Source organism: Pseudoalteromonas undina (assembly GCF_000238275.3).
Taxonomy (GTDB): Bacteria; Pseudomonadota; Gammaproteobacteria; order Enterobacterales; family Alteromonadaceae; genus Pseudoalteromonas; species Pseudoalteromonas undina.
In genome coordinates this window covers 822806-847236 of sequence record NZ_AHCF03000003.1, presented here as the reverse complement: position 1 = coordinate 847236, position 24431 = coordinate 822806, and the positions used below count along the sequence as shown (strand labels likewise).

Here is a 24431-nt window from a genome sequence, read left to right as displayed (position 1 = left end):
CTATAAGTAACTTAACGCATAAATAGCTAAAAAGTTAAGCTTGGCGTTTAAAATTATCTAAAATAATACCCGTGGCCATTGCTACATTGAGCGACTCTGCACCGCCAAAAGCCGGTATGGTTATTTTGTTGCTCACTAATTTTGCACACTGCTCGCGTATTCCATGTGATTCACTGCCCATAAGCAATACACCTTGGCCACTAAATTTAGTGCTATGCACACTTTGGCCATCTAAAAATGCACCATAAATAGGCATGTTTAATGTAGATAAGTATTCAGGCAATTCAACTTGGCTTACCGATACGCGAACGAACGACCCCATTGTGGCGCTAATTGTTTTTGGGTTATACGGATCGGCACTGTCAGTGCTGGCAACAATATGTTTTATACCGTACCAATCAGCCACGCGAATGATGGTACCTAAATTACCAGGATCAGATACGCCATCTAAGGCTAATATTAAACTGTTTTCATCTGGTAATACGGTGCTTGGCATATCAATAATTGCAATAGCCGCATTATTACTTACCAAAGTACTGGCCTTTGTTAGCTGCTCTTCATCCGCTGTAATAAAATGCGTTTGAGGATATGAGCTTTGGTTATTATCAATAAAGCTTTGCGTTGCAAATACATCGTTTACTTTTAATGGGCTATTTAATAACTCCAGTACATTTTTTTCGCCTTGTACTAAGTATTGGTTAAATTGCTTGCGATACTTTTTTTGGCCAAGCTGGCGAATAAGTTTAAGTTGGTTTTTTGAAATCATGACAGCCCCATTAAATTATCTGCACAGTATACCAGAGGTGACTTAAAGTGCAGCCCCATAAACAGTAAAAGCAATAAAAATAGCCTACTTACAATCAGCTAGCTAATTATAAAGATTGTTTTTTTTATCTAAAAAAGGTAAATTTACAAAAAACAACATGGATATATTTTTAAAATGGAACCAGTACACCCAACTTCATCTGAGTCAAATCAAACACCCCCTGCTATTTTTAGCGGTAAAGTACAATTTAGCGGCAAAGCCGGCGAATTTTTTGGTATATGGATTGTTAATATACTGCTGAGTATTATAACTCTCGGAATTTATTCGGCATGGGCAAAAGTTCGCACCTATCGTTATTTTTACGGTCATACGCGTATCGACGGCCATAGCTTTGACTATCTAGCGACCCCAATACAAATTTTAAAAGGACGCATTTTAGCGGTCATCGCATTTTTAATTTACACCTTACTTAGCAGCCTCGCACCAGCGATAGGCCTTTTATTTGCTATTGGCTTTTTATTTTTATTGCCGTGGATCATCAACCAAGGTCTGCGTTTTAATATGCGTATGACTCGCCATCGTAATGTACGCTTTGCCTTTTCAGGTAATTACGGCGATGCATTTATTAACTTTGTTTTATTACCTATTGCAAGTGTATTCACATTACACCTATTACTGCCGTATGTATTAAAGCGAATTGATCAATATATGCATGAAAACATCAGCTATGGAAATAAACCACTTACAGTAAATCTTCAAGGCGAACGCTATTACATCGCAGCACTTATTACCCTAGGAGTTGCAATAGGTGGCTTAGTTATTTTTGGCTTCTTTGCTGGTGCAAGTGCCTTAACTATCGGTAACTTAAACACACAAAACTTTAGCCTTTCGACAATTGTAGTGCCGCTATTAATTGCTACGTTGTATGTTGCGTTTTTAACACTAGTAGGCGCTGTTTATCATTCGCTTATTCGAAATCATATTTTTAATAACAGCGAATTTACAGAAGTCGCTACCTTTGATTCGAACTTAAAAGCCATTGACTATGCCATCTTACTATTTACTAATGTATTGGCAATTATATTTACCTTAGGACTGGCCTACCCTTGGGCTAAAGTACGCAGAGCAAAGCTGTTAGCATCGGTTACTGAAGTCACTATTTATAGCGGCGCACTTTCGTTGATTGATGTTGCACAAAATGAGCAGTCATCATTTGCTGAAGAAGCTGCTAATGTGTTTGATATTGATATTTCACTCACCTAATGAGTAATTATCCTATTTTTGGCTGTTATTATTACCCTAATAGCAGCCAACATATTAAAAGCTATGCACACCTTTCCCATGAGCAAATAACACTTGTTGACTCTGAGAATACGACGTTACTTGCATCAACAATAGACAGTTGCCAACTTGATAGCCCGTTACCTGGCATGGCGTCAGAGTTAAATTTTGCTGATGGTGGGCGATTTATTCCTCAAGATGTAGAATTTAGGTGGCCATTCGCGCTTAAAGAGCATGGACTCAGTGAACGCTTAGAAAAAAATAAGATTCTTATTGTTGCATCCGTGCTGCTAATTCCCCTATTACTTTGGTTAATTTTATACCGCTTAATACCATCAGTAGCCGTTTATAGCGTTAACTTAGCACCTGCCTCGACAATTGAAACGATGGGAGAGCAAACGCTCAGTGTAATAGAAAAAGTCGCATTGGAACCTTCTCAACTTTCCACTAATAAGCAATCAGAAATACAGCAACAATGGCGTTTAATGCTTAACTCGCTCAATTTAGACAGTGCAAAGTTTAGGCTATCTTTTTATCAGTCTGATTATTTTTCAGCTAATGCGTTTGCTCTTCCAAATGGTCGGGTTGTAGTAACTGACGAACTTGTTGATCTATTAAAAAATGATCCTGATGCCCTGCGTGCTATTTTACTTCATGAAATTGGTCATGTTCAGCACCATCACAGCATTCGACTTGCGGCACAAGCTGCAGCGAGCACCGTTGTATTTGCAGTTATTTTTGGTGACTTAGAAGGTATAGTAGAAGTCGTGCTTGGCTCTGGTTCATCTTTTTTACAACAAGCTTTTTCGCGAGATATGGAACAAGAAGCCGATATATATGCGATTAAAAACCTTTTAAAATTAGGCTATTCTAACCACGACTTTGCTGATGCAATTGAAGCACTGGAAAAGAATTTACAAGCGCAAAAAGGGAGCTATGATGATGCTTGGTTAAAGTATTTATCAACGCACCCAAGTTCCCAAGAGCGAATAGAATATGCGAGGCAATATAAACCACAATGACCCCTGAACTAAATTTGCTCTTATTGGTTATCATTATGATCACCCTAGGCTACGGATTTATTTATCCGCGCTTTGCAGGCAGCAGCTTTAAAAAAGTATCGGTGCAAGATTTATTTGCAACAGGCATTACGCTATTAATTGCATCTACTCTTTATTACAACTCAGGCGTGCAATTTAGCTGGTTAATATTTGAAGTTAATTGGTTTTGGTTTACTTTTTTAACTTACGTCATAATCGAAATTCCGGTGTTTTTTATTTATGCTAAAAAGCACAATATGCAGTTTTAATAGTCTTTTATTTTCATATAAAAAAAGCGCCAAATTGGCGCTTTTTAAACTGCATTAACACATATTAATATTTATGCTTAAATGCCCACAAATGCAGTAATTCACTGGCAATCGTTGCAGCGGCAATGGCGGTAAGCTCACTTTGGTCGTACGACGGGGATACTTCAACCACATCCATTCCCACCATATTAACCCCTTTCAGTGCGCGTAAGATTTTAAGCACTTTATCAGAGGTTAAACCACCACACACGGGTGTGCCCGTACCTGGTGCAAAGGCGGGGTCTAAACAATCTATATCAAAGGTTAAGTAAACCGGTAAATCACCCACTCGCTCAATAATCTGAGCTGCAATATCATTCGCATGCAGATCATTGGCTTGCATGGCATCAATCACTGCAAACTCATGCCTGCTTTGATCAAAGTCAGTACGAATGCCTAGCTGAATACTGTGATTAACATCAATTAACCCTTCCATTGGGGCATGATAAAACATGGTGCCGTGATCAAAACGCGAGCCGTTGCTATAGGTATCGGTATGCGCATCGAAGTGAACTAATGCCATTTTGCCATGAATTTTTGCATGTGCGCGCAATAGTGGTAACGTTACGAAATGATCGCCACCCAAGCCTAATAATGTTTTACCTTGGCGAAGTATTTGCTCTGCCGCCATTTCCAATTGCGCGGTAAAATATTCAGGATCGCCCACCGGATAAGTAAAGTCGCCAGCATCCGCCACGGTTAAGCGCTCAAACAATGGAAATGTCCATGGATATTTTGTATCTTCCCATGCTAAATGTACCGATGCTCTGCGAATAGCATCAGGCCCTAAGCGGGCACCAGGGCGCCCTGAAGTGGCTAAATCAAACGGTAGACCCAATACCACTACATCGGCTTCAATCGCGTTAATGTTTTGTACCATAGGACGACGTAAAAACGTCATCCCATTTGAGTACAATGAGTGGTCAACACAACCAAACAAGCTAGACATTGCTTATAACTCTTCTAAATAAGTGTAGCCATCAAGGCCGCTTTGCAACTCGTCTAAAACGCTTTGCTGTTCATCTGCTGCAATTTTTGCGCTCACTAACTGCGCGTATGACTGCTGAAAACCTTCAACATCTAAATGTACATAACGCATCATGTCAGCCACAGTATCACCATGATTAATTTCTGTAATGCTAGCAATACCTTGCTCATCCATATTGACAATAGCACTATGCGTATCACCAAATAAGTTATGCATATCGCCTAAAATCTCTTGATAGGCACCTACTAAGAAAAACCCCATTAAATAAGGTTTGTCTGCTGTAAACTCAGGTACTGGCAACGTACTTTCAATACCTTGACCATCTACATAATGCTCTAATGCGCCATCTGAATCACAGGTGATATCAAGTAACACAGCCCGTTTTTGTGGAGCTTGCGTTAAACCACTTAAAGGCAATACCGGAAACACTTGGTCAATACCCCACGCGTCAGGCAATGACTGAAACAATGAGAAATTGACAAAAAACTTGTCCGCTAAACGCGCATTCAGATCATCAATAATCGGACGATGGAAACGATTTTTGTTATCCATTAATTTATTAAGCTCATAACACACACGCAAATTAATTTGCTCGGCCCATGCGCGTTGGGTTAAATCTAATAATCCCATCGCAAACTGACTATGCGCTTCAGCTAAATCACCTTGGCTGTCGTGAAAAATCTCAATTAATGCACGGTCATCAGTAAGTACATGCAATTGTTGCCATGAAATCCACATATTTTTAAGTAATTGCGGCGCATCATCTGCCGGCGCTTCTATTTCTTCTGGTGCATATGTTTCGGTGCCAATTACATTGGAAATAAGCACTGCATGGTGCGCCGTTAATGCTCTTCCCGACTCTGAAATAATGGTAGGGAAAGGCTGTTCATACTGCTTACAAATATCACCTATGGTGTACACAATATTATTTGCGTATTCGGCTAAACTGTAGTTCATTGAGTTGTGTGATTGACTGCGTGTACCGTCGTAATCAACCGCTAAACCGCCCCCTACATCAAGGCACTCTATTTGTGCACCCAACTTACGTAATTCACAATAAAAACGCGCAGCTTCACTTACACCTAAGCGTACATCACGAATATTGGCCATTTGCGACCCTAAGTGAAAATGCACAAGCTGTACTAAATCAAGCTGATCTGTTTCTTTTAAACGGTTTACTACATACAGCACTTGTGAAGCAGACAACCCAAACTTCGATTTTTCACCGCCACTTGCTTGCCATTTTCCTTTGCCCTGCGATGCTAAACGCACACGAATACCAATACGCGGTTTTACATTAAGTTCTTTGGCTTGACTAAGCACCATATCCAGCTCAGACAGTTTCTCAAGTACGATATACACTTTATGGCCCAGCTTCTCGCCAATCAGCGCTAAGCGCACATATTCTTTATCTTTGTAGCCATTACACACAATCACCGCACTGGTTTTTTCAGCCAGCGCTAATACAGTTAATAACTCTGGCTTGCTACCAGCCTCTAAACCTAGCTGTTTTTTTTCTACTTGCGCTTGGCTGGCAACAATTTCTTCAACAACTTCACGCTGTTGATTTACTTTAATTGGATAAACTAATAAATAGTCTTTTGGATAGCCATAGCTTTCTATTGCGGTATTAAATGCGCCACATAGGCTATGCACACGATGGTGTAATATTTGTGGAAAACGAACAAGTGCTGGCAAGCTTAAACCTTTGTCTTCAAGTTGCTTAGCAATGTCTGTTAGTGCAATGGTTTGCTGTGGGGCATCAGCCTTGGGCGCAACATACACATCACCTTGATCATTAATACCAAAAAAACCTTGGCTCCAATGACGAACGTTGTAGCTCGTACGAGCTTGTTCTAGTGATGTTGTCTCTTTCATTTATCTTTCTCTTTTATTTATGAATGCCGATTCGGCTAGTTGCCGCGCATTAAAAGAAAAATAGTGATTCATGTCCAACAAGTATTTCTACTCGTAACGAGTTAGGATTGAAATTGATAAATAAAAGCTTCAAACAAAGCAATATTAGCTGAGCGCAAGCTCCATAAATAAGCTATTCGGGTTTTCTGTGTATTCACCAAAAGGGGCACATTGCACAAACCCTAAATTCTCATAAAGATGGATTGATTGTATTTGCTTTGGTCCTGTTTCTAGTTTTATGATTGGGATTTCTTCTTCGCCTGCATAGTGCAATAAAATTTGCATAATACGCCGCGATAAGCCTTTTCCGCGATAGCTAGGTTTTACGTAAAGCCGTCTAATTTCGCCATACCAGCTACCATCAAATTGCTTTACTATTGCGCCACAGGCAACTATTCCGTCTTGATTTTTTAACCCTACAGCGTAAACGCCCGGTAAACCAAGCTCATTAACTGTAAGCGCTTGTGAAGTTGCTACAGGATATAATGAGCTAATAAGTCGATCTATGTCAGCAAATACGTTGATCACATCCTGATCACAAGGGTCTAAGTCGACTAACTGCATGGTTTATCTCAAGGTTATGCTTAAATATATTTAAACTATACCGTATCGATAGGAATGAACAACCTACTTAGGCTAAGTTATTTTTAGTGGGTTAGTTTATTGCTAGGATAATAAATAGCTCAATAACAAGGTGAGAACATGATGTACCCAGAAAAAGAGCGCTTATTAGCGCTCTTTATCAATTATTAAAGCCCTTGTTCGTCTGCCATTTTCTTAACTATTTGTGGTGCTGTCCACAACGAAGGTAGTAACACAAACGAAACTGGCACCGCAGTGACCACAATAAACGACTGCAAGGCTGAAATTCCGCCCTCGCCTATAGAAATAAGCAACGCCGCCATAACCCCCATCATAATCCCCCAAAACATTCGAATAGAGGTTTGTGGGTGATCGGTACCCGTCATTACCATAGATACCGAATACGTCATTGAATCACCTGTTGTTGCCACAAAAATAGTGGTCAGTACTAAAAATAACACCGACACAACAAATCCCATAGGTAACTGCTCAGTGATGGCTAACAATGCCGCTGGCAAATTAAGCCCAGCAAAAGGCTCTGATATAACGCCAGGATTGTTTAATTCAAAAAAGATGCCTGAGCCGCCAACAATAGTAAACCAAAAACACGTGATCACAGGGGCAACCACAGAAATAAGTAAAATCATTTCACGAATAGTACGTCCACGGGATATACGTGCAACGAACATAGCCATTAATGGGCCATAACCTAAAAACCAGCCCCAAAAGAATACAGTCCACCAGTCTAGCCACGGTTTATCGGCACGAAATGTAGCCATAGGAATAAAGTTATCTAAATACAAACCAAAGGAATGAATGTAACTGTCGATAATAAACGCAGTTGGCCCCATTAGTAATATAAACAACATCAGCAACACTGCCAGTACAACATTAAAACGGCTTAGTAGCTGAATACCTTTGGTAACCCCACTTACCGCTGAAAGTGTGTAAATTCCAATTAAGCTAAATAAAATAACCACCTGCGTGGTGTAGGTATCAGGAATGGCAAACAATTTTTCTAGACCAAAACTCACTTGTAAACCTAAAAAACCAATAGGACCAACAGTGCCAGCAACCACAGCGAGTACACAACATGCATCAACAATAGTACCAAGCGCACCTTTCATTGCGCGATCGCCAAATACCGGGTAAAGCAAAGTGCGCGGTTTAAGCGGTAATCCTTTTTCGTAATGGAGATGCATATAAACAATGCCGGTCAAACTACCTAAAATAGCCCAGGCTAAAAAGCCCCAATGCATAAAGCTTTGTGCAAGAGCGTTGTAGGCGGCATCCTTTGTGCCAGTTTCACCACCAAATAACGGGGGCGGAGAAATAAAGTGTGCCATTGGCTCTGCTGCGGCCCAAAATACACCGCCACCTGCAAGCAAAGTACACATAATTATACTTATCCATTTGAAGGTAGATATTTCAGGGGTTTTTAAACCGCCGAGCACCACTGAACCGGTGCGGCCTACGGCTAAAAATATGCCAATCACAAAGGTTAATAACAGCAGAACTTGCCAAAAGGCGCCAAATATTTTGGTGGAGAAGGCAAAGGCAGAGTTTATCCAATCCGACATCAGTTTTATGTCGTACAGTGCCAGCGCGGCAAATAAAACTAATATACCGCCACTGATTAAAAAAACGGGTATATCAACCCCTTCCAGAAACTTTACTCGGGGAGAGTGTATTTCACCCGACTTTAAAGCTGCTTTCGTGGTATTCATTTATCGCTCCTAATGGTTTTTTACAGTTACCGACATAGCGACATACCATGACATAACCCTAAACCATAGTTACAACGAACGAAAAAGCAACTCAAAAGCAAGTTTCAAGTACCTGTCGTGTTTACGTTTAGATAATGTCACAACAAGTAGACTTATTGCCAATTCCTGACTAGTTTAACGCGTTAAAAACGCTAAACCAATGCCACAGCAATGATTTGTGCAACTGTTACAAAATAGTAAAAAACTCATTACACTTAGCTAGCAAACAAACAAACAAAAAGTATACATTTCTGTTTGAGCTAAAACGCAGTAAGTTAGCAAACGTTACTGCCCAATTAGAGGTTAAACAAAGCGACTTATTGATTGGGGTAACTAAACTTGTCGCCTCAGTTAGTAACAAGCACGATGTTATTGGTGCTCTTTATGCCATTTTAAGTAATTGCTGTGTGTTAATGGTTTTGCAAATAAGAACCCTTGCACTGCGTTTACACCCATAGACTTTAATATATGTAGTTGCTCAGCACTTTCGACCCCTTCGGCTACAATATTAATATCTAAACTATGACCTAAACCAATAATAGACTGAACTATGCTTTGCCCCGATGCGTTATCCAACACTTTATCAATAAAGCTTTTATCTATTTTTAGTTCGTCTATCGGTAAAACACTCAAGTGCTTTAAACACGAGTAGCCGGTACCAAAGTCATCAATTGAAAATACAAATCCCTGCGACTTTAGCTCTTTCATTTGCTTTACCGTACTCATTAAATCACCCGCTAACATGGACTCAGTGATCTCTAATTTAATTTGTGAGGGTAATACATCATACGTCTCAATCGCTTTAAACAATTCTCCTTTTAAAGTAGAAGAATTAAACTGACACTGGCTAATGTTAATAGACACATTAAACTGGTTTTTCAGTACGTTATGATCTCGAAGTGTTTCCAGTAAAATACAAATATCGCGCAATACAATGTTTTGTAACTTTTGAATTAAGCCAAATTGCTCGGCAATTGGAATAAACGAATTAGGAGAGATTAGTCCTTTGGTTGGGTGATTCCATCGTATGAGTGCTTCTGCACCAATAATACTGCCATCAATTGATAATTGAGGCTGAAAGTAAGCACAAAATTCATCACATGCAATCGCTCTGACTATATCTGTTTCAAGCTCAGTTTGATTTTCCAGTAAGGTTTGCAGTGCAGGATCGTAAAAGCTACTACTATTACCGCCTTTCATTTTAGAGCGATACATGGCGGTATCTGCAAATTTTAAAATATTTTCGCTAATAGCATTGGCGTTATTAATTAAACATATACCTATACTGCAGCTAACTTGAAACGCCAAATCCCCTATCTCAAACTTGTCATAAAAAACGCTTTGTACCACTTTAGCCATTAATTCTGATTCAAGACTCGCTTGCTTATGGCTATCTCCTACATTCTCAATGAGTATAATAAATTCATCACCGCCCACGCGGGCAAGGGTATCTGTTGGGTTTAAAACACGCGTTAGTCGCTGTGATAGCTCAACCAGTATTTCATCACCGGCATTGTGCCCTAATGAGTCGTTTATACGTTTAAAATTATCTAAATCTAAAAATAAGAGTGCGCCCGTGTGATCAGACTGCTTAATTTGTTCAACATACATACTGAGTTTATCATTGAGCATTCTGCGGTTCGGGAGGTTTGTAAGCGGGTCAAAAAATGCTAACCGTTGCACCTCTTCTTCTGCCGCTTTACGAGTAGAGATATCTCTGGCCATCCATACTACATGTCGCTGAGAGGGATTATTAGGTTGGTAACTTTCAAGCGGGGCTGTTCGTCCTTCAAATGTAAGTTGCTTACCTTTTATATTTAGCTGATACTCAAACACTTGAACTTCATTAGTTTGAAGCGTTTTGGCAATTACCGCCATAATAGGATTAGCATCCTCGGGAGGCATAATATCTCTGACATTTCGATTAATCACATGCTCTTGGCTTAAATATAAACTTTCATTAGCAGTGCCGTAAACGTTGGTATACTCCCCTTCTTCACTCAAAATGAGGGTTAGATCGGGAAGTACTTTTGCGAAGGCTTTAAACTTTTCATTACTTTGCTGTAATTCTGCAAGTAACACTTTTGATTTTAGTGACTCTGTGTGCTTTTCTAAAGCAATACTGGTGAAATCAACAAAAAAGTCTATTAACTCTAAATCTTGAGTTGTCGGTGACTTGGCACTGTCATGATAAATTGCAAAAGTGCCTAATATGTCTGATTGTGTTGAAATAATAGGGGTTGACCAGCACGACCTTAAATCAAAACTCAATGCCAACGCTTTATAGTTTTCCCATAAGGGTGATGTTGCAATATCTGAGGCTATTACTCGCTTTTTTTCATACACTGCAGTACCGCATGAGCCAACACTGGGGCCGATATGTACGCCATTAATTGCCTCACAGTAACCCTTTGCAATATTAGGCGCCGCACTATGAAATAGCTGTTCACCTTTGAGTGTTAATATAGAGCACTTTGCAGAGGAGTCTTCAATAAGCTCCTCAATAGATAAACAAATATTTTCAAGTACTTCATCAAGTGGCGCACCCAAGGCTATTTTAGATAATATATTTTGTTGCTGAGAAAGCAGCTTTCTGACTCTCATTATTTCAATCAAATTATATTCCTCAACAGTCACTTACGCTAAATGCGCCGCTATATTCTATATAATAATTTATTATAGTCTTTTGACTATACATAATATTGAAATTAGCATCTATGGTAATTTTGTCTATTGCTGAGCATTTTATTTCATTAAGCACTTTCGAAGAATTCAAAGTAATTGCCCAAGCTAGCAATTTATTATCATTCTATTTGAAATACCCTTTATTAAATACTTTGTTACTTAAAAGTACTGTTTAAAATCATCAGGCTATTTATAATAGCCAAAAGATAAATAATCGATGAGGTTAGTGTGCAAATAACGCAAGGTATGGAATATTTTTTTTCCGGGTTTAAGTTAATTAGTCAAAAAGGACTAAAACGCTTTGTACTAATCCCCCTACTTATTAATATTTTATTATTTGGTAGCTCCTTATTCTTTTTATTTGGCTGGCTGAGTGATGGCTTTAACGCTGTAAATTCAATGCTTCCAGAATGGCTTAGTTGGCTCGAATGGTTAATGTGGCCAATTGCTGTACTGGTGGTGCTGTTTAGTTACAGTATGTTATTTACCGTTATTACTAACTTTATCGCCGCACCTTTTAATGGCTTGCTAAGTGAAAAAGTTGAGCTGTATTTAACTGGTCAAAAAATTAACGACGATGGATTAGCTGATTTAGTCAAAGATGTGCCGCGAATGCTAGGCCGAGAATGGACTAAGCTTTGCTACTACCTCCCGCGCGCTATTGGCTTTTTTATTCTATTGTGGGTGTTACCGGTAATAGGCCAAGTGCTCTGGGTGCTTTTTACCTGCTGGATGTATGCGGTGCAATATAAAGATTATGCTTTTGATAACCACAAAGTTAGCTTCACTCAAATGAAAAATGACTTAAAAAGCAAACAAGGCTTATCTTACGGGTTTGGCTTTGCAGTGATGCTGCTAACCGCTATCCCATTTATAAATTTAATTGTGATGCCTGTGGCAGTGTGCGGCGCTACACGGTTATGGGTTGAGCATTACCGACCACAATATCGTAGTTAAAAAAAATGGGCCTCTTGGCCCATTTTTTATACTCGCTAATCAATTAACTATATAAGCTTTGTGGTACTTTAATTACGTTTAAGTGCACCGTTATCTCTTCACGATCATGGTACAAATGCTTAGCTTGTAATTCATAGCTGATACCGAACTTCACCATTTCCTCTCTAATCATTTTTAGACATTCATACACACTATCAAAGCGTTTTTTCATCGGTAGTTTTAGATTAAAAATAAGCTCTTTTGCATAGGCGTTTACTGCCCAGTCAATCATCAAGTTAGTTACTTTCGTTGGTTTTTCTACCATATCGCAAACTAACCAGGTTATGTTTCTTTTTTCTGGGCGGTATTTAAAACCATCTTCTCTAAAATGTTTTACTTGCCCTGTTTCCATTAAACTTTCATTCATTGGGCCATTATCTATCGCGCTAACAAACATACCACGGCGAACCAACTGATAAGTCCAACCACCTGGGCAAGCACCTAAATCAACGCTGCGCATGCCAGCTTGCACTCTTGACTCACGCTGCTGCTCAGGAATAAATACATTAAATGCTTCATCTAACTTAAGGGTTGAGCGGCTTGGGCCATCGTTTGGCATACGTAAACGCAGAATCCCCATAAAGAAAGGTGAGTTGTTATAGCTATAAGAGTGACCCACATACGCAGTATTATTAGCTAAAAACAGCACATGCATTACTGGACGATTGGCTTTTGGTTCACGCAATACGGTATTTTGTTTCTCGAGCGCTTTTTTAAGCGGAGTTGATATCTTTTTACAAAAAGTCAGTAACTCCTTGCCCTCGTTGGTATCGGGTGTTTCTACTCGTAGTTCAGAGCATAAAGTAAAGTCTTTTGCGGCATCTACAATAGCGCCCACTCTATCCTCTAATGGCATATTTTCTATCAGGTTACCGGCAAACCATTGGCGTGCAAATACCATATTTTTAAAATCAACTTTTTTGATTATTTCGTCGCTGTACTGCGCTTCAAAACATTCATAAATAACATAACCGGTATTTGGTTTTGCTTTTACATACCCAGCAAACCCTTGCTCGGCGGCGTGAAACGTTATTTCAGCAGCGGCATCGCTTTCAAAACCACTACGACAGTAAATCACAACACTAGACATATTAACCCTTAAACTCTTTAAAACTTAAATCGTGCAACTTGCACTAAAATAACTATCCAACCAATAATAAAACACAGTCCACCTAGTGGTGTAATTGGGCCCAGCCACTTTAAGCCGGTTAAAGCCAGTAAATATAAGCTGCCACTAAATAACAGTGTACCCGCTATAAAAAAACCACCTGCCATGCTTAAGTTAATGCCCCACTTTATTAAGATTGCCACTGCAATCAGTGCCAGCCCATGTACCATTTGATACTCGGCGGCGGTTTTAAAAATACCAATAGCGTAATCTGATAAGCGACTTTTTAAACCATGGGCAGCAAATGCGCCCAGTATCACTGAAAGCATACAAAAAAAGCTGCCTGCGAGTAAAAATAGTTTAATCATGTTTTTCCTCTTTTACATTCTCAATGGTGCTTTTGATAAAGTTAGCCGCCTGCATTGCTGCAACATTAAGGTTTTGTTGCTCGGTTATACCACTTTTTTTACGTGGTTTTAGTGAGTGGTCACCATCAGTTAACCATATATACTGCGGCTGTTTTGGCATTGCCATTGTGGCAAGCTCTTCACGGGTGCCAAAGGTGTCTCGTTCACCTTGTAGTACTAAAAAAGGACATGGTATGTCTGCAAAGTGATCTGTTCGGAGCTTTTCTGGCTTGCCCGGTGGATGAAACGGATAACCAAACGCAAGTACACCTAAAACAGCATGCGAGGTTGAGCAAGCAAGCATAGACGCCATGCGCCCGCCCATTGATTTACCCCCTATAAATAGCGGTAAATTTGCATCAGCTTGAGTAAGTATATGATCAAAATATGTAAGTAATTTTGGTGCTCGCTCTGGTGGGCGACGTTTATTGGTTTGTTTAGCAATTTGCATGTATTCAAAATCAAACAGCCCAACGTCAATACCATACTCACTGAGCTGTTTGGCCATGGTTTGCATAAACTCAGAATCACTGCCAGCCCCTGCACCATGCGCAAATATAAACTGTGCGATTGCAGGTTGCTGACTGCTTTTAACCCATTCAATGCTCATTAATATTCTTGCTCCTGCTCAACTAGGCTTAACATCCAATCTTTAAATGACACAATTTTACCTAATTCATTTTGCGACTCACGGATCACCAAATAATAGGCGTTTTTACTTTCTAAACTGTGATTAAACGGGATCACTAATCGACCTGCATCAATATCTGGTTTTGCTAAAACACTATTACCAATTGCAACACCTTGGCCATGTACCGCAGCTTGCAGCACCATAGATGAATGACTAAAAATAGGCCCTTGGTTAACTTGTACGTTGCGAACACCCGCGGTTTTCATCCACGTTTTCCAGTTTTTACGAGTGGTGTCATGCAACAAGGTATGGTTTGCTAAATCACTTGGTTGATTAAGCGCTCTAGGGCCACTTAACAATAATGGGCTACACAGTGGCACTAAGTATTCAGTGTGCAATTTATAAGCTTGTACGCCACTCCAATGACCGCGACCATAATAAATTGAAATATCAACATCGTCTGTTAACGAGTTTTCGTCCTGATCTTGGGCTTTAATTCGCACATCAATTTCAGGGTGTAACTCGTTAAATAAGCTCAATCGAGGAATAAGCCATTGAATCGCAAAGCTCGGGGTTAAACTCACTGTTAGCGAGCCTTTTGCACCACGGGCTAGTAGCTTTTCGGTTGCGTCAATTAGCTGAGTAAAAATCTCTTTAATATCTAAAAAGTAGCCTTGACCTTCTTCGGTTAGAAGTAACGAGCGATTTTTACGCAAAAACAACTTTAACCCTAAGTGCTCTTCGAGGGTTTTAATTTGATGGCTTACCGCAGCCTGCGTCACATACAACTCTTCTGCGGCTTTAGTAAAGCTTAAATGACGGGCTGCAGCTTCAAAAGCTTTTAGCGCGTTTAATGGAGGAACTCGTCTTGACATGGCAACCAAGCTTAGAATTAGTTTTTCTTATGCGGTGAATTATATACCTATGCTGGGAAAGAGTATATTCAAGCCACAAAAAAAGCGACCGAAGTCGCTTTTTAATGAGTAAATCACTTTTTTATAAATCGCTAGCACTGGTATCAAGCGGAGCAAAGCTTTTGATTAAATCATCAACTGCTTTCATTTGCGATAAGTACCCTTCTAATTTACTCAGTGCTAATGCACAAGGGCCATCACATTTTGCTTCATTTGGATTTGGGTGTGCTTCAATAAATAAGCCTGCAATACCCAGTGCCATGCCACTACGAGCCAGTTCTGCTGCTTGAGCACGACGACCATCGGCTGAATCAGCTCGACCGCCAGGACGTTGTAGCGCATGAGTAGCGTCAAATATAACGGGCGCCATGGTTTTCATGTCATCCATACCCAGCATATCAACCACTAGGTTGTTATAACCAAAGCTTGAACCACGTTCACACAAGGCCACATTATTATTGCCCGCTTCATTAAATTTAGTAATGATATGACGCATTTCATGTGGGGCTAAAAACTGTGGCTTTTTCACATTAATAATCGCGCCTGTTTTTGCCATGGCAACCACTAAGTCTGTTTGACGAGCCAAAAATGCCGGTAGCTGAATAACATCAACAACCTCTGCAACCGGTGCTGCTTGATGAGGTTCATGCACATCGGTGATCAGCGGAATATTAAAGGTATTTTTAATCTCTTCAAATATCTTTAAGCCTTCTTCCATGCCCGGACCACGGTAAGAATTGATTGACGAGCGATTGGCTTTATCAAATGACGCCTTAAATACATAAGGAATATTTAATTTAGTGGTCACTTCAACATAATGCTCAACAATACGCATCGCTAAATCACGAGATTCCAGCACATTCATGCCACCAAATAAAACGAAAGGTTTATCATTTGCCAGTTCTATCTGATTAATATTTATAACTTGGTTGTTCATTTTAATTCCTTATGGTGCAACTGCTTGCATCATTAATCCACAAATATACGCCATATATGTACCTACACCATAGCCTAGTACTGCTAATAAAACGCCTACCGGTGCCAGTGATGGATGAAACGCAGCGGCGACAACAGGGGCCGAGGCCGCGCCACCTACATTGGCCTGAGAGCCAACAGCCATGTAAAATAACGGCGCTTTAATTAGTTTAGCAACAATCAGCATTAAGCTGGCGTGAGTTAGCATCCAAATTGCACCAAGCACAAAATACATTGGTGAATCAAAAATCGCCATCACATTCATATGCAGGCCAATTGATGCTACTAAGATATATAAAAATGCTGATGCCACTTTAGACGAGCCAAAGGCTTCGATATGACGCACTCTAGTGAACGATAAACTAATGCCTATAGTGGTCGATATAACAATAAGCCAAAAGAACTTACTATTTAAACTGTATTCTTTTGCCCATGCATAGTTATTGGCAAAGAAGGGTCCTAAAATATCAGCACAAAAATGTGCTAAACCAGTAATACCAAAGGCAATAGCAATAATCATCATGTAATCATTCAGCGTTGGCATACGGGCATGCTCTGCATGGTATTTTTCAACACGCTGTTTTAAATCTTCAATCGCAGTGGTATCGGCCCCCGCTTTGGCATCAATCGCTTTATGGTTAGCCGCCATTAATAATAATACCGCCATCCATAGATTAGCCACAATCACATCGACAGTAACCATAGCAGAGAAGATATCACCGCCAACTTCAAACATCTCTTTCATAGACGCTTGGTTCGCGCCGCCGCCAATCCAGCTGCCCGCAATAGTTGTCATACCGCGCCAAACAGCATCAGGGCCATGTCCACCCACTGCTTCAGGGTAAACGGCACTCATAATTAAAATAGCTAATGGTCCACCAATCACAATACCTGCGGTGCCCGTTAAGAACATAATTAATGCTTTAGGGCCTAGATTAATAATCGCTCTTAAATCAATGCTAATAGTTAGTAAGATTAAACACGCAGGTAATAAATACCGCGAGGCAACGTAATACACACTCGATTGCGAGCCATCAACAATACCAAAGGTATTTAGCAACGATGGTAAAAAATAGCACAGCAATAATGCAGGCACATATTTGTAAAATGTTACAAGCCCTGGGCGCTGACTTGACGAGGTTTTAAAAATAAAGCCTAAAATAATCGCCAGTAAACCTAGTACAACAGCATCATTGGTGATCAAGGCAGTTTGGGGATCAGCCATAACGTTTCCTATTTTTATTTTTAATGGTGGGTTTTATGATTATCTTCAAGTTCTTCGATTTGATGTTGGATGACTTCAATAGCAGGGTCGTCGGGACATTCATCAACAAAAAATTGTAAATCATCTCGTGCCATTTTAGGGCAACCTAGCTGATTTAGTAAATAGCCCCTGTCGCGTCGCTCATAGGGATCATCCCCTAGCATTTCCATTAACAAATCAACGCAAGTTAACGCATGACCAAATTTGTTCTCACTAATAAAAGACCATTTTTGTTGCGCTAAAAATAATTTATATACTTCGTCTTCAAAAATAAGCTCAAGAGGCTCTTGCTCTTGTGCATTATCTTCGTTGGTATTTTCAGGAATGATATACCAGCTTTGTTGACCACTACTTGGCTCAACAATGTACCCTTCATCATCGCTCATTGCGACGTGAATGCCCACTTCGCCTTGAGTTATGCTTACACTAGCATCAAGTTTTGCATGCTGTAAAAAATGGCATAACAAAATAGCTAAGGTCGTGGGTGTACCACTGCGCATAGATAAGGTGTAGCTAATACTGTTTAGCTTGTACTCAGGTACTTTAAGGCTTGACGCACTAAATAACCACTGACTGTAAAAGCAATCAAGTAGTTGTTCTAAACGATCATGTGCATCGCGTGTTTGCGAACAAATAGTCTCTATTTGTTGCTCAAACGCAGTCAATATTTCAAGACTTGGTGTTAAGTCTATTTGAGGGTCCCATTTAGCTTCTGCTTTAATACAACGATATATTGCCGGTGGCAAAAAATCATCGTAGGCATCTTCTATATAAGATTCATCGTGTTCATCAAACCCGAGGGTGGTCATTCATACTACAACATTCTAGAAAACGAACACGTAGTTTACCTAATTTTAAGGTTAGATACCAATAATCAGAAATGAAATAAAGAGGCAAGCTTTACACCTGTAGTGTAAAGCTTAAGCAAGTATTGTTAATTACAACAATAGCGGGGCTTTGGCGGTTGCTAAAAAGCCAATAGCTAAGATAACCGCAGTGTTAAACACTAAAAACATAACTTTAGGTAATGTTGTGGTTTGCTTCGCACTAATAATCCCAACGGCGATATAAACAACCACCAGTATAATTTTTTCTAATAGCCAAAGTTGCTCTAACGGGTTTATTTTAGCCATGGCCATTAAAGTAATAGCCGAGATGATTAGTAAGGTATCTATACTGTGGCTACCAATGAAAACCACTTTATTTTTAGCAAGGCTGCCACTGCCCATGCGCGAAAAAGAACGTACGTAAAATAAAATAATACTCACTAGCGCAATCGCCATGTGCGTATGTTTTAATGCTAAATAATCCATGTGTATTGTTACTTCTGTTTAGTTATGTGTTTTATCAGGAAAGCGTAAAATTACCGCTTCAAGTTCTTCAAGTTTATCATTGAATACATCAACAAGTTTAGGATCAAAATGCGTACCTTTGTTTGCATTGATCTCAGCAACGGCTTCTTCAAGTGTCCACGCACCTTTATAACAACGTTTATGACGCAGTGCATCATACACATCGGCCAATGCCACTATGCGAGCAAAAATATCGATACTCTCGCCTTTTAAGCCGCAAGGGTAACCAGACCCATCCCATTTTTCGTGATGTTGCTGTGCAATTAAGGCCCCTGCACTGACTATTTTACGCGGTGAATCTTTTAAAATGGCGTAGCCTTTGCCTGCATGGGTTTTCATAACTTCCCACTCATCACTGTTTAATTTACCGGGTTTATTTAAAATAGCATCCGGAATACCTATTTTACCCACATCATGTAGAGGCGAGGCAAAGCGAATTAAATTCGCTTGCTCTTCAGATAATCCATACGCTAATGCCAGTTCATAACAAATATAAGCAACCCGTTTTACATGATTACCCGTTTCACATGAACGCTGTTCAACTGCTTCGCTTAAACGATAGACAAGTTCTTGCTGGGTGGCTTCAACTTCAGTGTGTAATTGTACATTTTCAAATGCCAACTGCACATTTTGAGAAAAAATTTCGATTAGATTTCGTTGCGTATCTGTCAGCTTCGATGGCACACCGGATACAAATAACATCGAATTATGATTAAATTTACTACTACAATAGGCAAACAAATAGTCATCTTTATAAACAATTGCTTTGTTAGCTAGGGCTTCTTGGCACGCTAAGAGTTGATCTGCTGCTAATACTGTTTCTAGCTCTTCCCCTTCGCGCTTAGCAAAATCACCAGTGCCAGAGCAAACAATCAGTTTTTTATTTAATTCCTCTGACGGATTTTGCGCAACTAAGGTAGTGGCATACATAGCTTCGTCGGCCACATTAAGCAAGGAGGTTAGCTGCTGCATAACCCCTTCAATAAAGTTATCCATTGAATGAGTTGCAAAAATATTGCGAGAGGCGGTTATTATTTTTTCCAGCCCCTCACGTGACTGCTCAATAGAAATAATATCGCGATACGAACGAAGGCTAGCCATCATCACGGTGAATAGTTTTTGTGCGGTGAGTTCTGTTTTAGATTTGTAGTCATTTATGTCGTAATTGACAATGACTTGACGCTCAGGAGCTTGACCTGGTTGACCAGTGCGTAAAATGATACGAATGTAATTATTTTTAACGGTATTACGTATGTATTTCGCGACTTGCAAACCAGCGTCGTCAGTTTCCATAACAACATCGAGTAGGATGATGGCTGCATCTGGGTGCTCATCAATTAACTTTTTTGCTTCTGCACCTGAATATGCGCTAATAAATTCCAACCGTTTATCTTGGAACTTAAAGTCACTCAATGCTAAACGGGTAACAGCATGAACCTCTGGCTCATCATCAACTATTAAAACTTTCCATGTTCCTTGCTCTTCACTTGCTACTTCAGGTGGTTGTTCATTTGAAAATAAAAAATCTTCCATCACATAGAATTCCTTAAACCATATGCAAACAAACAACGGAGCTACTATAAATAATTTAGGGCCATTGTCCGAACGTTACGCGGTCGTTATTACCAAGATCTTTCACTGTGCTTACATTTATAAACGCCATTTGATTGAAAATATGACGCACAGCTGCACTTTGCTCAAATCCGTGTTCAATTAAAAGATAGCCACTTGCGTGTAAATAGTCACGTGATTGTGTAATTATTTGTTTAATATCAGCCATTCCTGCATCATCTGCGACTAATGCAGACAAAGGTTCAAAGCGCACGTCGCCTTGATGTAAGTGAACATCGTCATGTTCTATATAGGGTGGATTGGTTACAATTAGATCAAATTTTTTGTTTTTTAACGCACTGAACCAGTTACTCTGCTCAACAGTCACATTATTAATAGCTAATCGCTGTTGGTTGCGCTTTGCCAACGCTACCGCATCATCAATACGATCAACAGCAATAATATCCCATGAGGGCATTTCGCTTCCAAGCGCCAATGCTATTGCCCCTGTGCCTGTGCCTAAATCAAGTACTTTCGCGTTTTTAGGCACTTCGCACTCAAGCGCAAGTTCAACTAAGGTTTCTGTATCAGGTCGAGGGATAAGTGTTGTTGGGTTCACTTCAAGCTGCAAACTCCAAAATTCACGACAGCCGGTAATATGCGAAACAGGTTCGCCTTGTAAGCGACGTTCACAGGCACGTTGAAATGCCTGATACTGCTCATCTGTGAGCTGTTTTTCAGGCCAAGTAAATAAATAACTTCGTGGCTTTTGTAAAATATTGAGCAGTAAAACTTGTGCATCTAACTTTGCGCTATCACTACTTGATGCTAATAAATTAGTACCTGTAGTAATAGCGTTTTCAACAGAAGGCGTCACGATTAATCGTCACCCATTGCTGCAAGTAAATCTGCTTGATGCTCTTGCATTAGAGGCTCGACAACGGCGCCTAAATCACCCGCTACCACTTCATTAAGACGATAAAGCGTTAAGTTAATACGGTGATCGGTAATACGACCTTGTGGATAGTTGTATGTACGAATACGCTCAGAACGATCGCCGCTGCCAACTAAGTTACGACGTTCTGATGCTTCAGCAGCATGACGCTTTTCATCTTCAGCTTGCTGAAGGCGCGCAGCCAATACCGACATCGCTTTAGCACGGTTTTTATGCTGAGAGCGCTCATCTTGACACTCAACCACTACACCCGTAGGTAAATGGGTAATACGAATGGCAGAGTCGGTTTTATTTACGTGCTGACCACCCGCGCCCGACGCTCTAAAAGTATCAACTTTAATATCGGCAGTATTGATTTCGATGGCTTCTGCTTCTGGTACTTCAGCCATAACAGCTACAGTACATGCTGAGGTATGTACACGGCCTTGAGACTCAGTTTCAGGAACACGTTGTACACGGTGTACGCCTGATTCAAACTTTAACTGCCCGTAAACACCTTCACCGCTGATGTTAGCAATTACTTCTTTATAACCACCGTGCTCACCTTCGTTGGTGGTAACAACTTCTACTTTCCATTTTTTTGTTTCTGCGTAACGGCTGTACATTCTGAATAAGTCGCCAGCAAAAATAGCCGCTTCATCGCCCCCTGTTCCTGCACGAACCTCTAAAAATACATTGTTGTTGTCTCTCGGATCTTTAGGCAACATTAAAACTTGAATGTCGTCTTCTAAAGTCGAAATCTGTGCTTTTGCTTCTTTGTATTCTTCTTGTGCCATTTCACGCATTTCAGGGTCTGAATCTTTAAGCATTTCTTCAGCACTGCTCAAATCCTCTTGTGCTTGCTGGTACGCTAAAAATGTTTTTACCACTTCTTCAAGCTCAGAGTATTCTTTTGAAAGAGTACGAAAGCGGTTTTGATCACTAATGACCGATGGGTCACTTAGTAGCGCTTGCACTTCTTCATAGCGCTCAACTAAGGTTTCTAATTTACGATAAACGGACTCTTTCATTTAACTGTTATTCCTGATCTATACCTAACATTTTTTTCAATTGATTTAACTGAGCCACTTCACCTTTTTTCGCTGCATCTTGGATGGCACGGGTAGGCGCGTGCATTAAGCGATTGGTTAATTTATTGGCTAGCTCTAAAATTACTTTTTCTGCACTTTTACCTGTATTTAGCTGGCTTAGGGCCCTATCTACAAGTTCTGCTTTTGTAGTTTGTACATCATTACGGTAGTGGCGAATTAAATCCACTGAATCAAGTGAACGCAGCCACATAAAAAACTCTTTGGTGCGTTCACTAATAATAATTTGTGCTTGTTCTGCCGCTTGCTCACGTGCAGCCATGTTTTCGCTAACAATGGCTTGTAAGTCATCAACGGAATATAAATAAGCGTCGTCAAGCTCTCCGACTTGGCTTTCAATATCGCGTGGTACAGCAATATCTATAAATAGCATAGGTTTATAACGACGTTGTTTCAGTGCTTGTTCCACCACTCCTTTACCAATAATAGGCAAAGTACTGGCGGTGGAGCTAATAACAATATCGGCTTGGTGTAATCGTTCTGGTAATTGTGCCAAGGCAATAACATCTGCTGACACTTCATCTGCTAAGCCGCGAGCCCGTTCTATTGTTCTATTAGCTACCGTTATTTTTTGTGGCTCATTTTGGTATAAATGTTTTGCTACCAGCTCAATGGTTTCACCAGCACCAATTAATAGCACCTTGGTTTTGTCTAATTTGCCATAAATATGCTTTGCAAGATTAACCGCAGCAAACGCAACCGAGACTGCACTCGCACCAATGTTAGTTTCGGTGCGTACTTCTTTTGCCACTGAAAAAGTTTTTTGAAACAAACGATCAAAAGTTACACCCACCGCATCGTGGGTTTTAGCGCTGTTATACGCTTGCTTTATTTGCCCTAAAATCTGTGGTTCACCTAACACCAGCGAATCAAGCCCGCAGGCTACACGCATTAAATGGTTTATTGCTGCGCTGTCTTCATAACAGTAGATGTTTTTACTCAGTTCATGTTCATCTAAACCATGGAAACTGGCTAACCATTGCAACAATGTTTGGGAATTTTGCTGCGCAAGGCTACAATACACTTCAGTGCGATTACAGGTAGATACAATAACCGCTTCATTAAAGTCGGCATGACCACTTAATTGCTGTAGCGCCTCTGAAATTTGCTCAGGCGAAAAGGCCACTTTTTCTCGTAAATCTACGGATGCGGTTTTGTGATTAATACCAAGTGCTATTATGGTCATATCTGCCAAATATTGCTGAGCCCTTCTTCATAGGCGGCAATTTTATCAAAAATCTCAGGAATATGGAAAGTAAGGAACAACATTTGACTCGACAATATTTTATTTTAACCCTGTTATTTGTTTTTTTAACGGGCTGCGCCAATAAAAACAACTACAATACAAAAACTTACGAAGACTGGAAGTTACGTCTTAGTACACAAAAAACTTGGCAGGTGGAAGGTAAATTAGCGTTTATTAGCCCTGATGAGCGCCAATCTGCTAACTTAAATTGGCAACAAACACAAAATAGTAATCATTTAGTGTTAACCACATTTATTGGCACCCGAATTTTATCGCTCAAACAAACCGCAGTGGGGGCTGAATTAATATTTGATGATCAACAGTTTTTTGATACTAATGCGAGTAAACTTTTACAACGCTTAACGGGGTTTACTTTACCGGTAAATAACGCCGGTCAGTGGTTAAAAGCCACTATTGACGATCAAACCTTAGAAGTCGATCAATTAGGCCGTGCTAAAAGCGTGTTATGGTTTGATGACGCCGGCAAAAAATGGCAAATAAACTACACCAGTTACATACAAAAACACGGTTTTTGGTTACCTAATGCGCTAACCTTAACCCATCAAAAGATTAAAATTAAAATCAAACTCTACGATTGGCAGTTTAACTAA

The 24431-nt window shown here is 40.0% G+C and carries 23 protein-coding genes; 5 read left to right on the top strand and 18 right to left on the bottom strand.

Annotated features, from left to right (window positions below; all coding sequences use genetic code 11):
- Nucleotides 1-34: 34 nt before the first annotated feature.
- Nucleotides 35-766, bottom strand: coding sequence for an RNA methyltransferase (locus tag PUND_RS07555; protein WP_010388385.1), 732 nt, complete (start codon nucleotides 764-766; stop codon nucleotides 35-37).
- A gap of 174 nt (nucleotides 767-940) precedes the next feature.
- Between PUND_RS07555 and PUND_RS07550 the strand changes: the two genes are divergently transcribed.
- Genes PUND_RS07550 through PUND_RS07540 form a run of 3 tightly spaced genes read left to right on the top strand, consistent with a single transcriptional unit; the run spans nucleotide 941 to nucleotide 3356 of the window.
- Complete coding sequence (locus PUND_RS07550) at nucleotides 941-2029, top strand: YjgN family protein (RefSeq protein WP_010388384.1); 1089 nt, start codon at nucleotides 941-943, stop codon at nucleotides 2027-2029.
- Complete coding sequence (locus PUND_RS07545; RefSeq protein ID WP_010388383.1) at nucleotides 2029-3069, top strand: M48 family metallopeptidase; 1041 nt, start codon at nucleotides 2029-2031, stop codon at nucleotides 3067-3069. The genes PUND_RS07550 and PUND_RS07545 overlap by 1 nt, the downstream gene beginning before the upstream one ends.
- Nucleotides 3070-3104: 35 nt before the next feature.
- The gene (locus PUND_RS07540; RefSeq protein WP_240539501.1) at nucleotides 3105-3356 is read left to right on the top strand and encodes a hypothetical protein; all 252 of its coding nucleotides are present in this window, start codon (nucleotides 3105-3107) and stop codon (nucleotides 3354-3356) included.
- Between the two features lie 64 nt (nucleotides 3357-3420).
- On the opposite strand, the gene speB is transcribed toward PUND_RS07540, so the two are convergent.
- The 5 genes from speB to PUND_RS07515 form a co-directional block, all read right to left on the bottom strand.
- Entirely contained in the window at nucleotides 3421-4344 is a 924-nt protein-coding gene (gene speB, locus PUND_RS07535; RefSeq protein WP_010388380.1) for an agmatinase, read from the bottom strand.
- A gap of 3 nt (nucleotides 4345-4347) precedes the next feature.
- On the bottom strand, nucleotides 4348-6261 hold the full coding sequence (gene speA / locus PUND_RS07530; RefSeq protein WP_010388379.1) for a biosynthetic arginine decarboxylase: 1914 nt from the start codon (nucleotides 6259-6261) through the stop codon (nucleotides 4348-4350).
- A gap of 144 nt (nucleotides 6262-6405) precedes the next feature.
- Complete coding sequence (locus PUND_RS07525) at nucleotides 6406-6864, bottom strand: GNAT family N-acetyltransferase (RefSeq protein ID WP_008467955.1); 459 nt, start codon at nucleotides 6862-6864, stop codon at nucleotides 6406-6408.
- A 185-nt stretch (nucleotides 6865-7049) separates the two neighbouring features.
- Nucleotides 7050-8609 carry a BCCT family transporter gene (locus tag PUND_RS07520; RefSeq protein WP_010388377.1) on the bottom strand — a complete coding sequence of 520 codons (1560 nt, stop codon included), beginning with the start codon at nucleotides 8607-8609 and terminating at the stop codon, nucleotides 7050-7052.
- Between the two features lie 408 nt (nucleotides 8610-9017).
- Nucleotides 9018-11264 carry a putative bifunctional diguanylate cyclase/phosphodiesterase gene (locus PUND_RS07515; protein ID WP_010388373.1) on the bottom strand — a complete coding sequence of 749 codons (2247 nt, stop codon included), beginning with the start codon at nucleotides 11262-11264 and terminating at the stop codon, nucleotides 9018-9020.
- Nucleotides 11265-11579: 315 nt separating this feature from the next.
- Here PUND_RS07515 and cysZ point away from each other — a divergent pair, with 315 nt between their 5' ends.
- Nucleotides 11580-12290, top strand: coding sequence for a sulfate transporter CysZ (cysZ, locus tag PUND_RS07510; protein WP_372861627.1), 711 nt, complete (start codon nucleotides 11580-11582; stop codon nucleotides 12288-12290).
- A 43-nt stretch (nucleotides 12291-12333) separates the two neighbouring features.
- Here cysZ and rlmM read toward each other — a convergent pair whose 3' ends face one another.
- From rlmM to hemA, 12 genes are all read right to left on the bottom strand, one after another.
- The gene (gene rlmM / locus PUND_RS07505; protein WP_010388369.1) at nucleotides 12334-13419 is read right to left on the bottom strand and encodes a 23S rRNA (cytidine(2498)-2'-O)-methyltransferase RlmM; all 1086 of its coding nucleotides are present in this window, start codon (nucleotides 13417-13419) and stop codon (nucleotides 12334-12336) included.
- A gap of 17 nt (nucleotides 13420-13436) precedes the next feature.
- Nucleotides 13437-13805 carry a DUF423 domain-containing protein gene (locus tag PUND_RS07500; protein ID WP_010388367.1) on the bottom strand — a complete coding sequence of 123 codons (369 nt, stop codon included), beginning with the start codon at nucleotides 13803-13805 and terminating at the stop codon, nucleotides 13437-13439.
- Entirely contained in the window at nucleotides 13798-14454 is a 657-nt protein-coding gene (locus tag PUND_RS07495) for an alpha/beta family hydrolase (protein WP_010388363.1), read from the bottom strand. Before PUND_RS07495 ends, PUND_RS07500 begins: the two co-directional genes overlap by 8 nt.
- The gene (locus PUND_RS07490; RefSeq protein ID WP_008115185.1) at nucleotides 14454-15350 is read right to left on the bottom strand and encodes a transcriptional regulator GcvA; all 897 of its coding nucleotides are present in this window, start codon (nucleotides 15348-15350) and stop codon (nucleotides 14454-14456) included. The genes PUND_RS07495 and PUND_RS07490 overlap by 1 nt, the downstream gene beginning before the upstream one ends.
- A 121-nt stretch (nucleotides 15351-15471) precedes the next feature.
- Entirely contained in the window at nucleotides 15472-16326 is an 855-nt protein-coding gene (gene kdsA, locus PUND_RS07485) for a 3-deoxy-8-phosphooctulonate synthase (protein ID WP_010388361.1), read from the bottom strand.
- Nucleotides 16327-16335: 9 nt separating this feature from the next.
- Nucleotides 16336-17589 (bottom strand): DUF819 family protein, encoded by a 1254-nt coding sequence (locus PUND_RS07480; RefSeq protein WP_010388358.1) that lies wholly within the window; start codon nucleotides 17587-17589, stop codon nucleotides 16336-16338.
- A gap of 20 nt (nucleotides 17590-17609) precedes the next feature.
- Nucleotides 17610-18437, bottom strand: coding sequence for a tetratricopeptide repeat protein (locus PUND_RS07475; protein WP_010388352.1), 828 nt, complete (start codon nucleotides 18435-18437; stop codon nucleotides 17610-17612).
- 129 nt (nucleotides 18438-18566) lie between these two features.
- A complete protein-coding gene (locus PUND_RS07470; protein WP_010388350.1) occupies nucleotides 18567-18941 on the bottom strand; it encodes a SirB2 family protein in 375 nt (124 codons plus the stop codon).
- An 18-nt stretch (nucleotides 18942-18959) separates the two neighbouring features.
- The gene (locus PUND_RS07465) at nucleotides 18960-20513 is read right to left on the bottom strand and encodes a DUF3369 domain-containing protein (protein ID WP_010388348.1); all 1554 of its coding nucleotides are present in this window, start codon (nucleotides 20511-20513) and stop codon (nucleotides 18960-18962) included.
- A 55-nt stretch (nucleotides 20514-20568) separates the two neighbouring features.
- Complete coding sequence (gene prmC / locus PUND_RS07460; protein WP_010388347.1) at nucleotides 20569-21408, bottom strand: peptide chain release factor N(5)-glutamine methyltransferase; 840 nt, start codon at nucleotides 21406-21408, stop codon at nucleotides 20569-20571.
- A gap of 2 nt (nucleotides 21409-21410) precedes the next feature.
- Nucleotides 21411-22496, bottom strand: coding sequence for a peptide chain release factor 1 (gene prfA / locus PUND_RS07455; protein WP_010388346.1), 1086 nt, complete (start codon nucleotides 22494-22496; stop codon nucleotides 21411-21413).
- A 7-nt stretch (nucleotides 22497-22503) separates the two neighbouring features.
- Entirely contained in the window at nucleotides 22504-23760 is a 1257-nt protein-coding gene (hemA, locus tag PUND_RS07450; protein ID WP_010388345.1) for a glutamyl-tRNA reductase, read from the bottom strand.
- An 83-nt stretch (nucleotides 23761-23843) separates the two neighbouring features.
- Here hemA and lolB point away from each other — a divergent pair, with 83 nt between their 5' ends.
- On the top strand, nucleotides 23844-24431 hold the full coding sequence (lolB, locus tag PUND_RS07445; RefSeq protein WP_010388344.1) for a lipoprotein insertase outer membrane protein LolB: 588 nt from the start codon (nucleotides 23844-23846) through the stop codon (nucleotides 24429-24431).

Bases quoted from the DNA above. Each gene is read 5' to 3' on its own strand.
- PUND_RS07555 (WP_010388385.1), bottom strand. From the start codon at position 766: ATGATTTCAAAAAACCAACTTAAACTTATTCGCCAGCTTGGCCAAAAA.
- PUND_RS07550 (WP_010388384.1), top strand. From the start codon at position 941: ATGGAACCAGTACACCCAACTTCATCTGAGTCAAATCAAACACCCCCT.
- PUND_RS07545 (WP_010388383.1), top strand. From the start codon at position 2,029: ATGAGTAATTATCCTATTTTTGGCTGTTATTATTACCCTAATAGCAGC.
- PUND_RS07540 (WP_240539501.1), top strand. From the start codon at position 3,105: ATGATCACCCTAGGCTACGGATTTATTTATCCGCGCTTTGCAGGCAGC.
- speB (WP_010388380.1), bottom strand. From the start codon at position 4,344: ATGTCTAGCTTGTTTGGTTGTGTTGACCACTCATTGTACTCAAATGGG.
- speA (WP_010388379.1), bottom strand. From the start codon at position 6,261: ATGAAAGAGACAACATCACTAGAACAAGCTCGTACGAGCTACAACGTT.
- PUND_RS07525 (WP_008467955.1), bottom strand. From the start codon at position 6,864: ATGCAGTTAGTCGACTTAGACCCTTGTGATCAGGATGTGATCAACGTA.
- PUND_RS07520 (WP_010388377.1), bottom strand. From the start codon at position 8,609: ATGAATACCACGAAAGCAGCTTTAAAGTCGGGTGAAATACACTCTCCC.
- cysZ (WP_372861627.1), top strand. From the start codon at position 11,580: ATGGAATATTTTTTTTCCGGGTTTAAGTTAATTAGTCAAAAAGGACTA.
- rlmM (WP_010388369.1), bottom strand. From the start codon at position 13,419: ATGTCTAGTGTTGTGATTTACTGTCGTAGTGGTTTTGAAAGCGATGCC.
- PUND_RS07500 (WP_010388367.1), bottom strand. From the start codon at position 13,805: ATGATTAAACTATTTTTACTCGCAGGCAGCTTTTTTTGTATGCTTTCA.
- PUND_RS07495 (WP_010388363.1), bottom strand. From the start codon at position 14,454: ATGAGCATTGAATGGGTTAAAAGCAGTCAGCAACCTGCAATCGCACAG.
- PUND_RS07490 (WP_008115185.1), bottom strand. From the start codon at position 15,350: ATGTCAAGACGAGTTCCTCCATTAAACGCGCTAAAAGCTTTTGAAGCT.
- kdsA (WP_010388361.1), bottom strand. From the start codon at position 16,326: ATGAACAACCAAGTTATAAATATTAATCAGATAGAACTGGCAAATGAT.
- PUND_RS07480 (WP_010388358.1), bottom strand. From the start codon at position 17,589: ATGGCTGATCCCCAAACTGCCTTGATCACCAATGATGCTGTTGTACTA.
- PUND_RS07475 (WP_010388352.1), bottom strand. From the start codon at position 18,437: ATGACCACCCTCGGGTTTGATGAACACGATGAATCTTATATAGAAGAT.
- PUND_RS07470 (WP_010388350.1), bottom strand. From the start codon at position 18,941: ATGGATTATTTAGCATTAAAACATACGCACATGGCGATTGCGCTAGTG.
- PUND_RS07465 (WP_010388348.1), bottom strand. From the start codon at position 20,513: ATGGAAGATTTTTTATTTTCAAATGAACAACCACCTGAAGTAGCAAGT.
- prfA (WP_010388346.1), bottom strand. From the start codon at position 22,496: ATGAAAGAGTCCGTTTATCGTAAATTAGAAACCTTAGTTGAGCGCTAT.
- hemA (WP_010388345.1), bottom strand. From the start codon at position 23,760: ATGACCATAATAGCACTTGGTATTAATCACAAAACCGCATCCGTAGAT.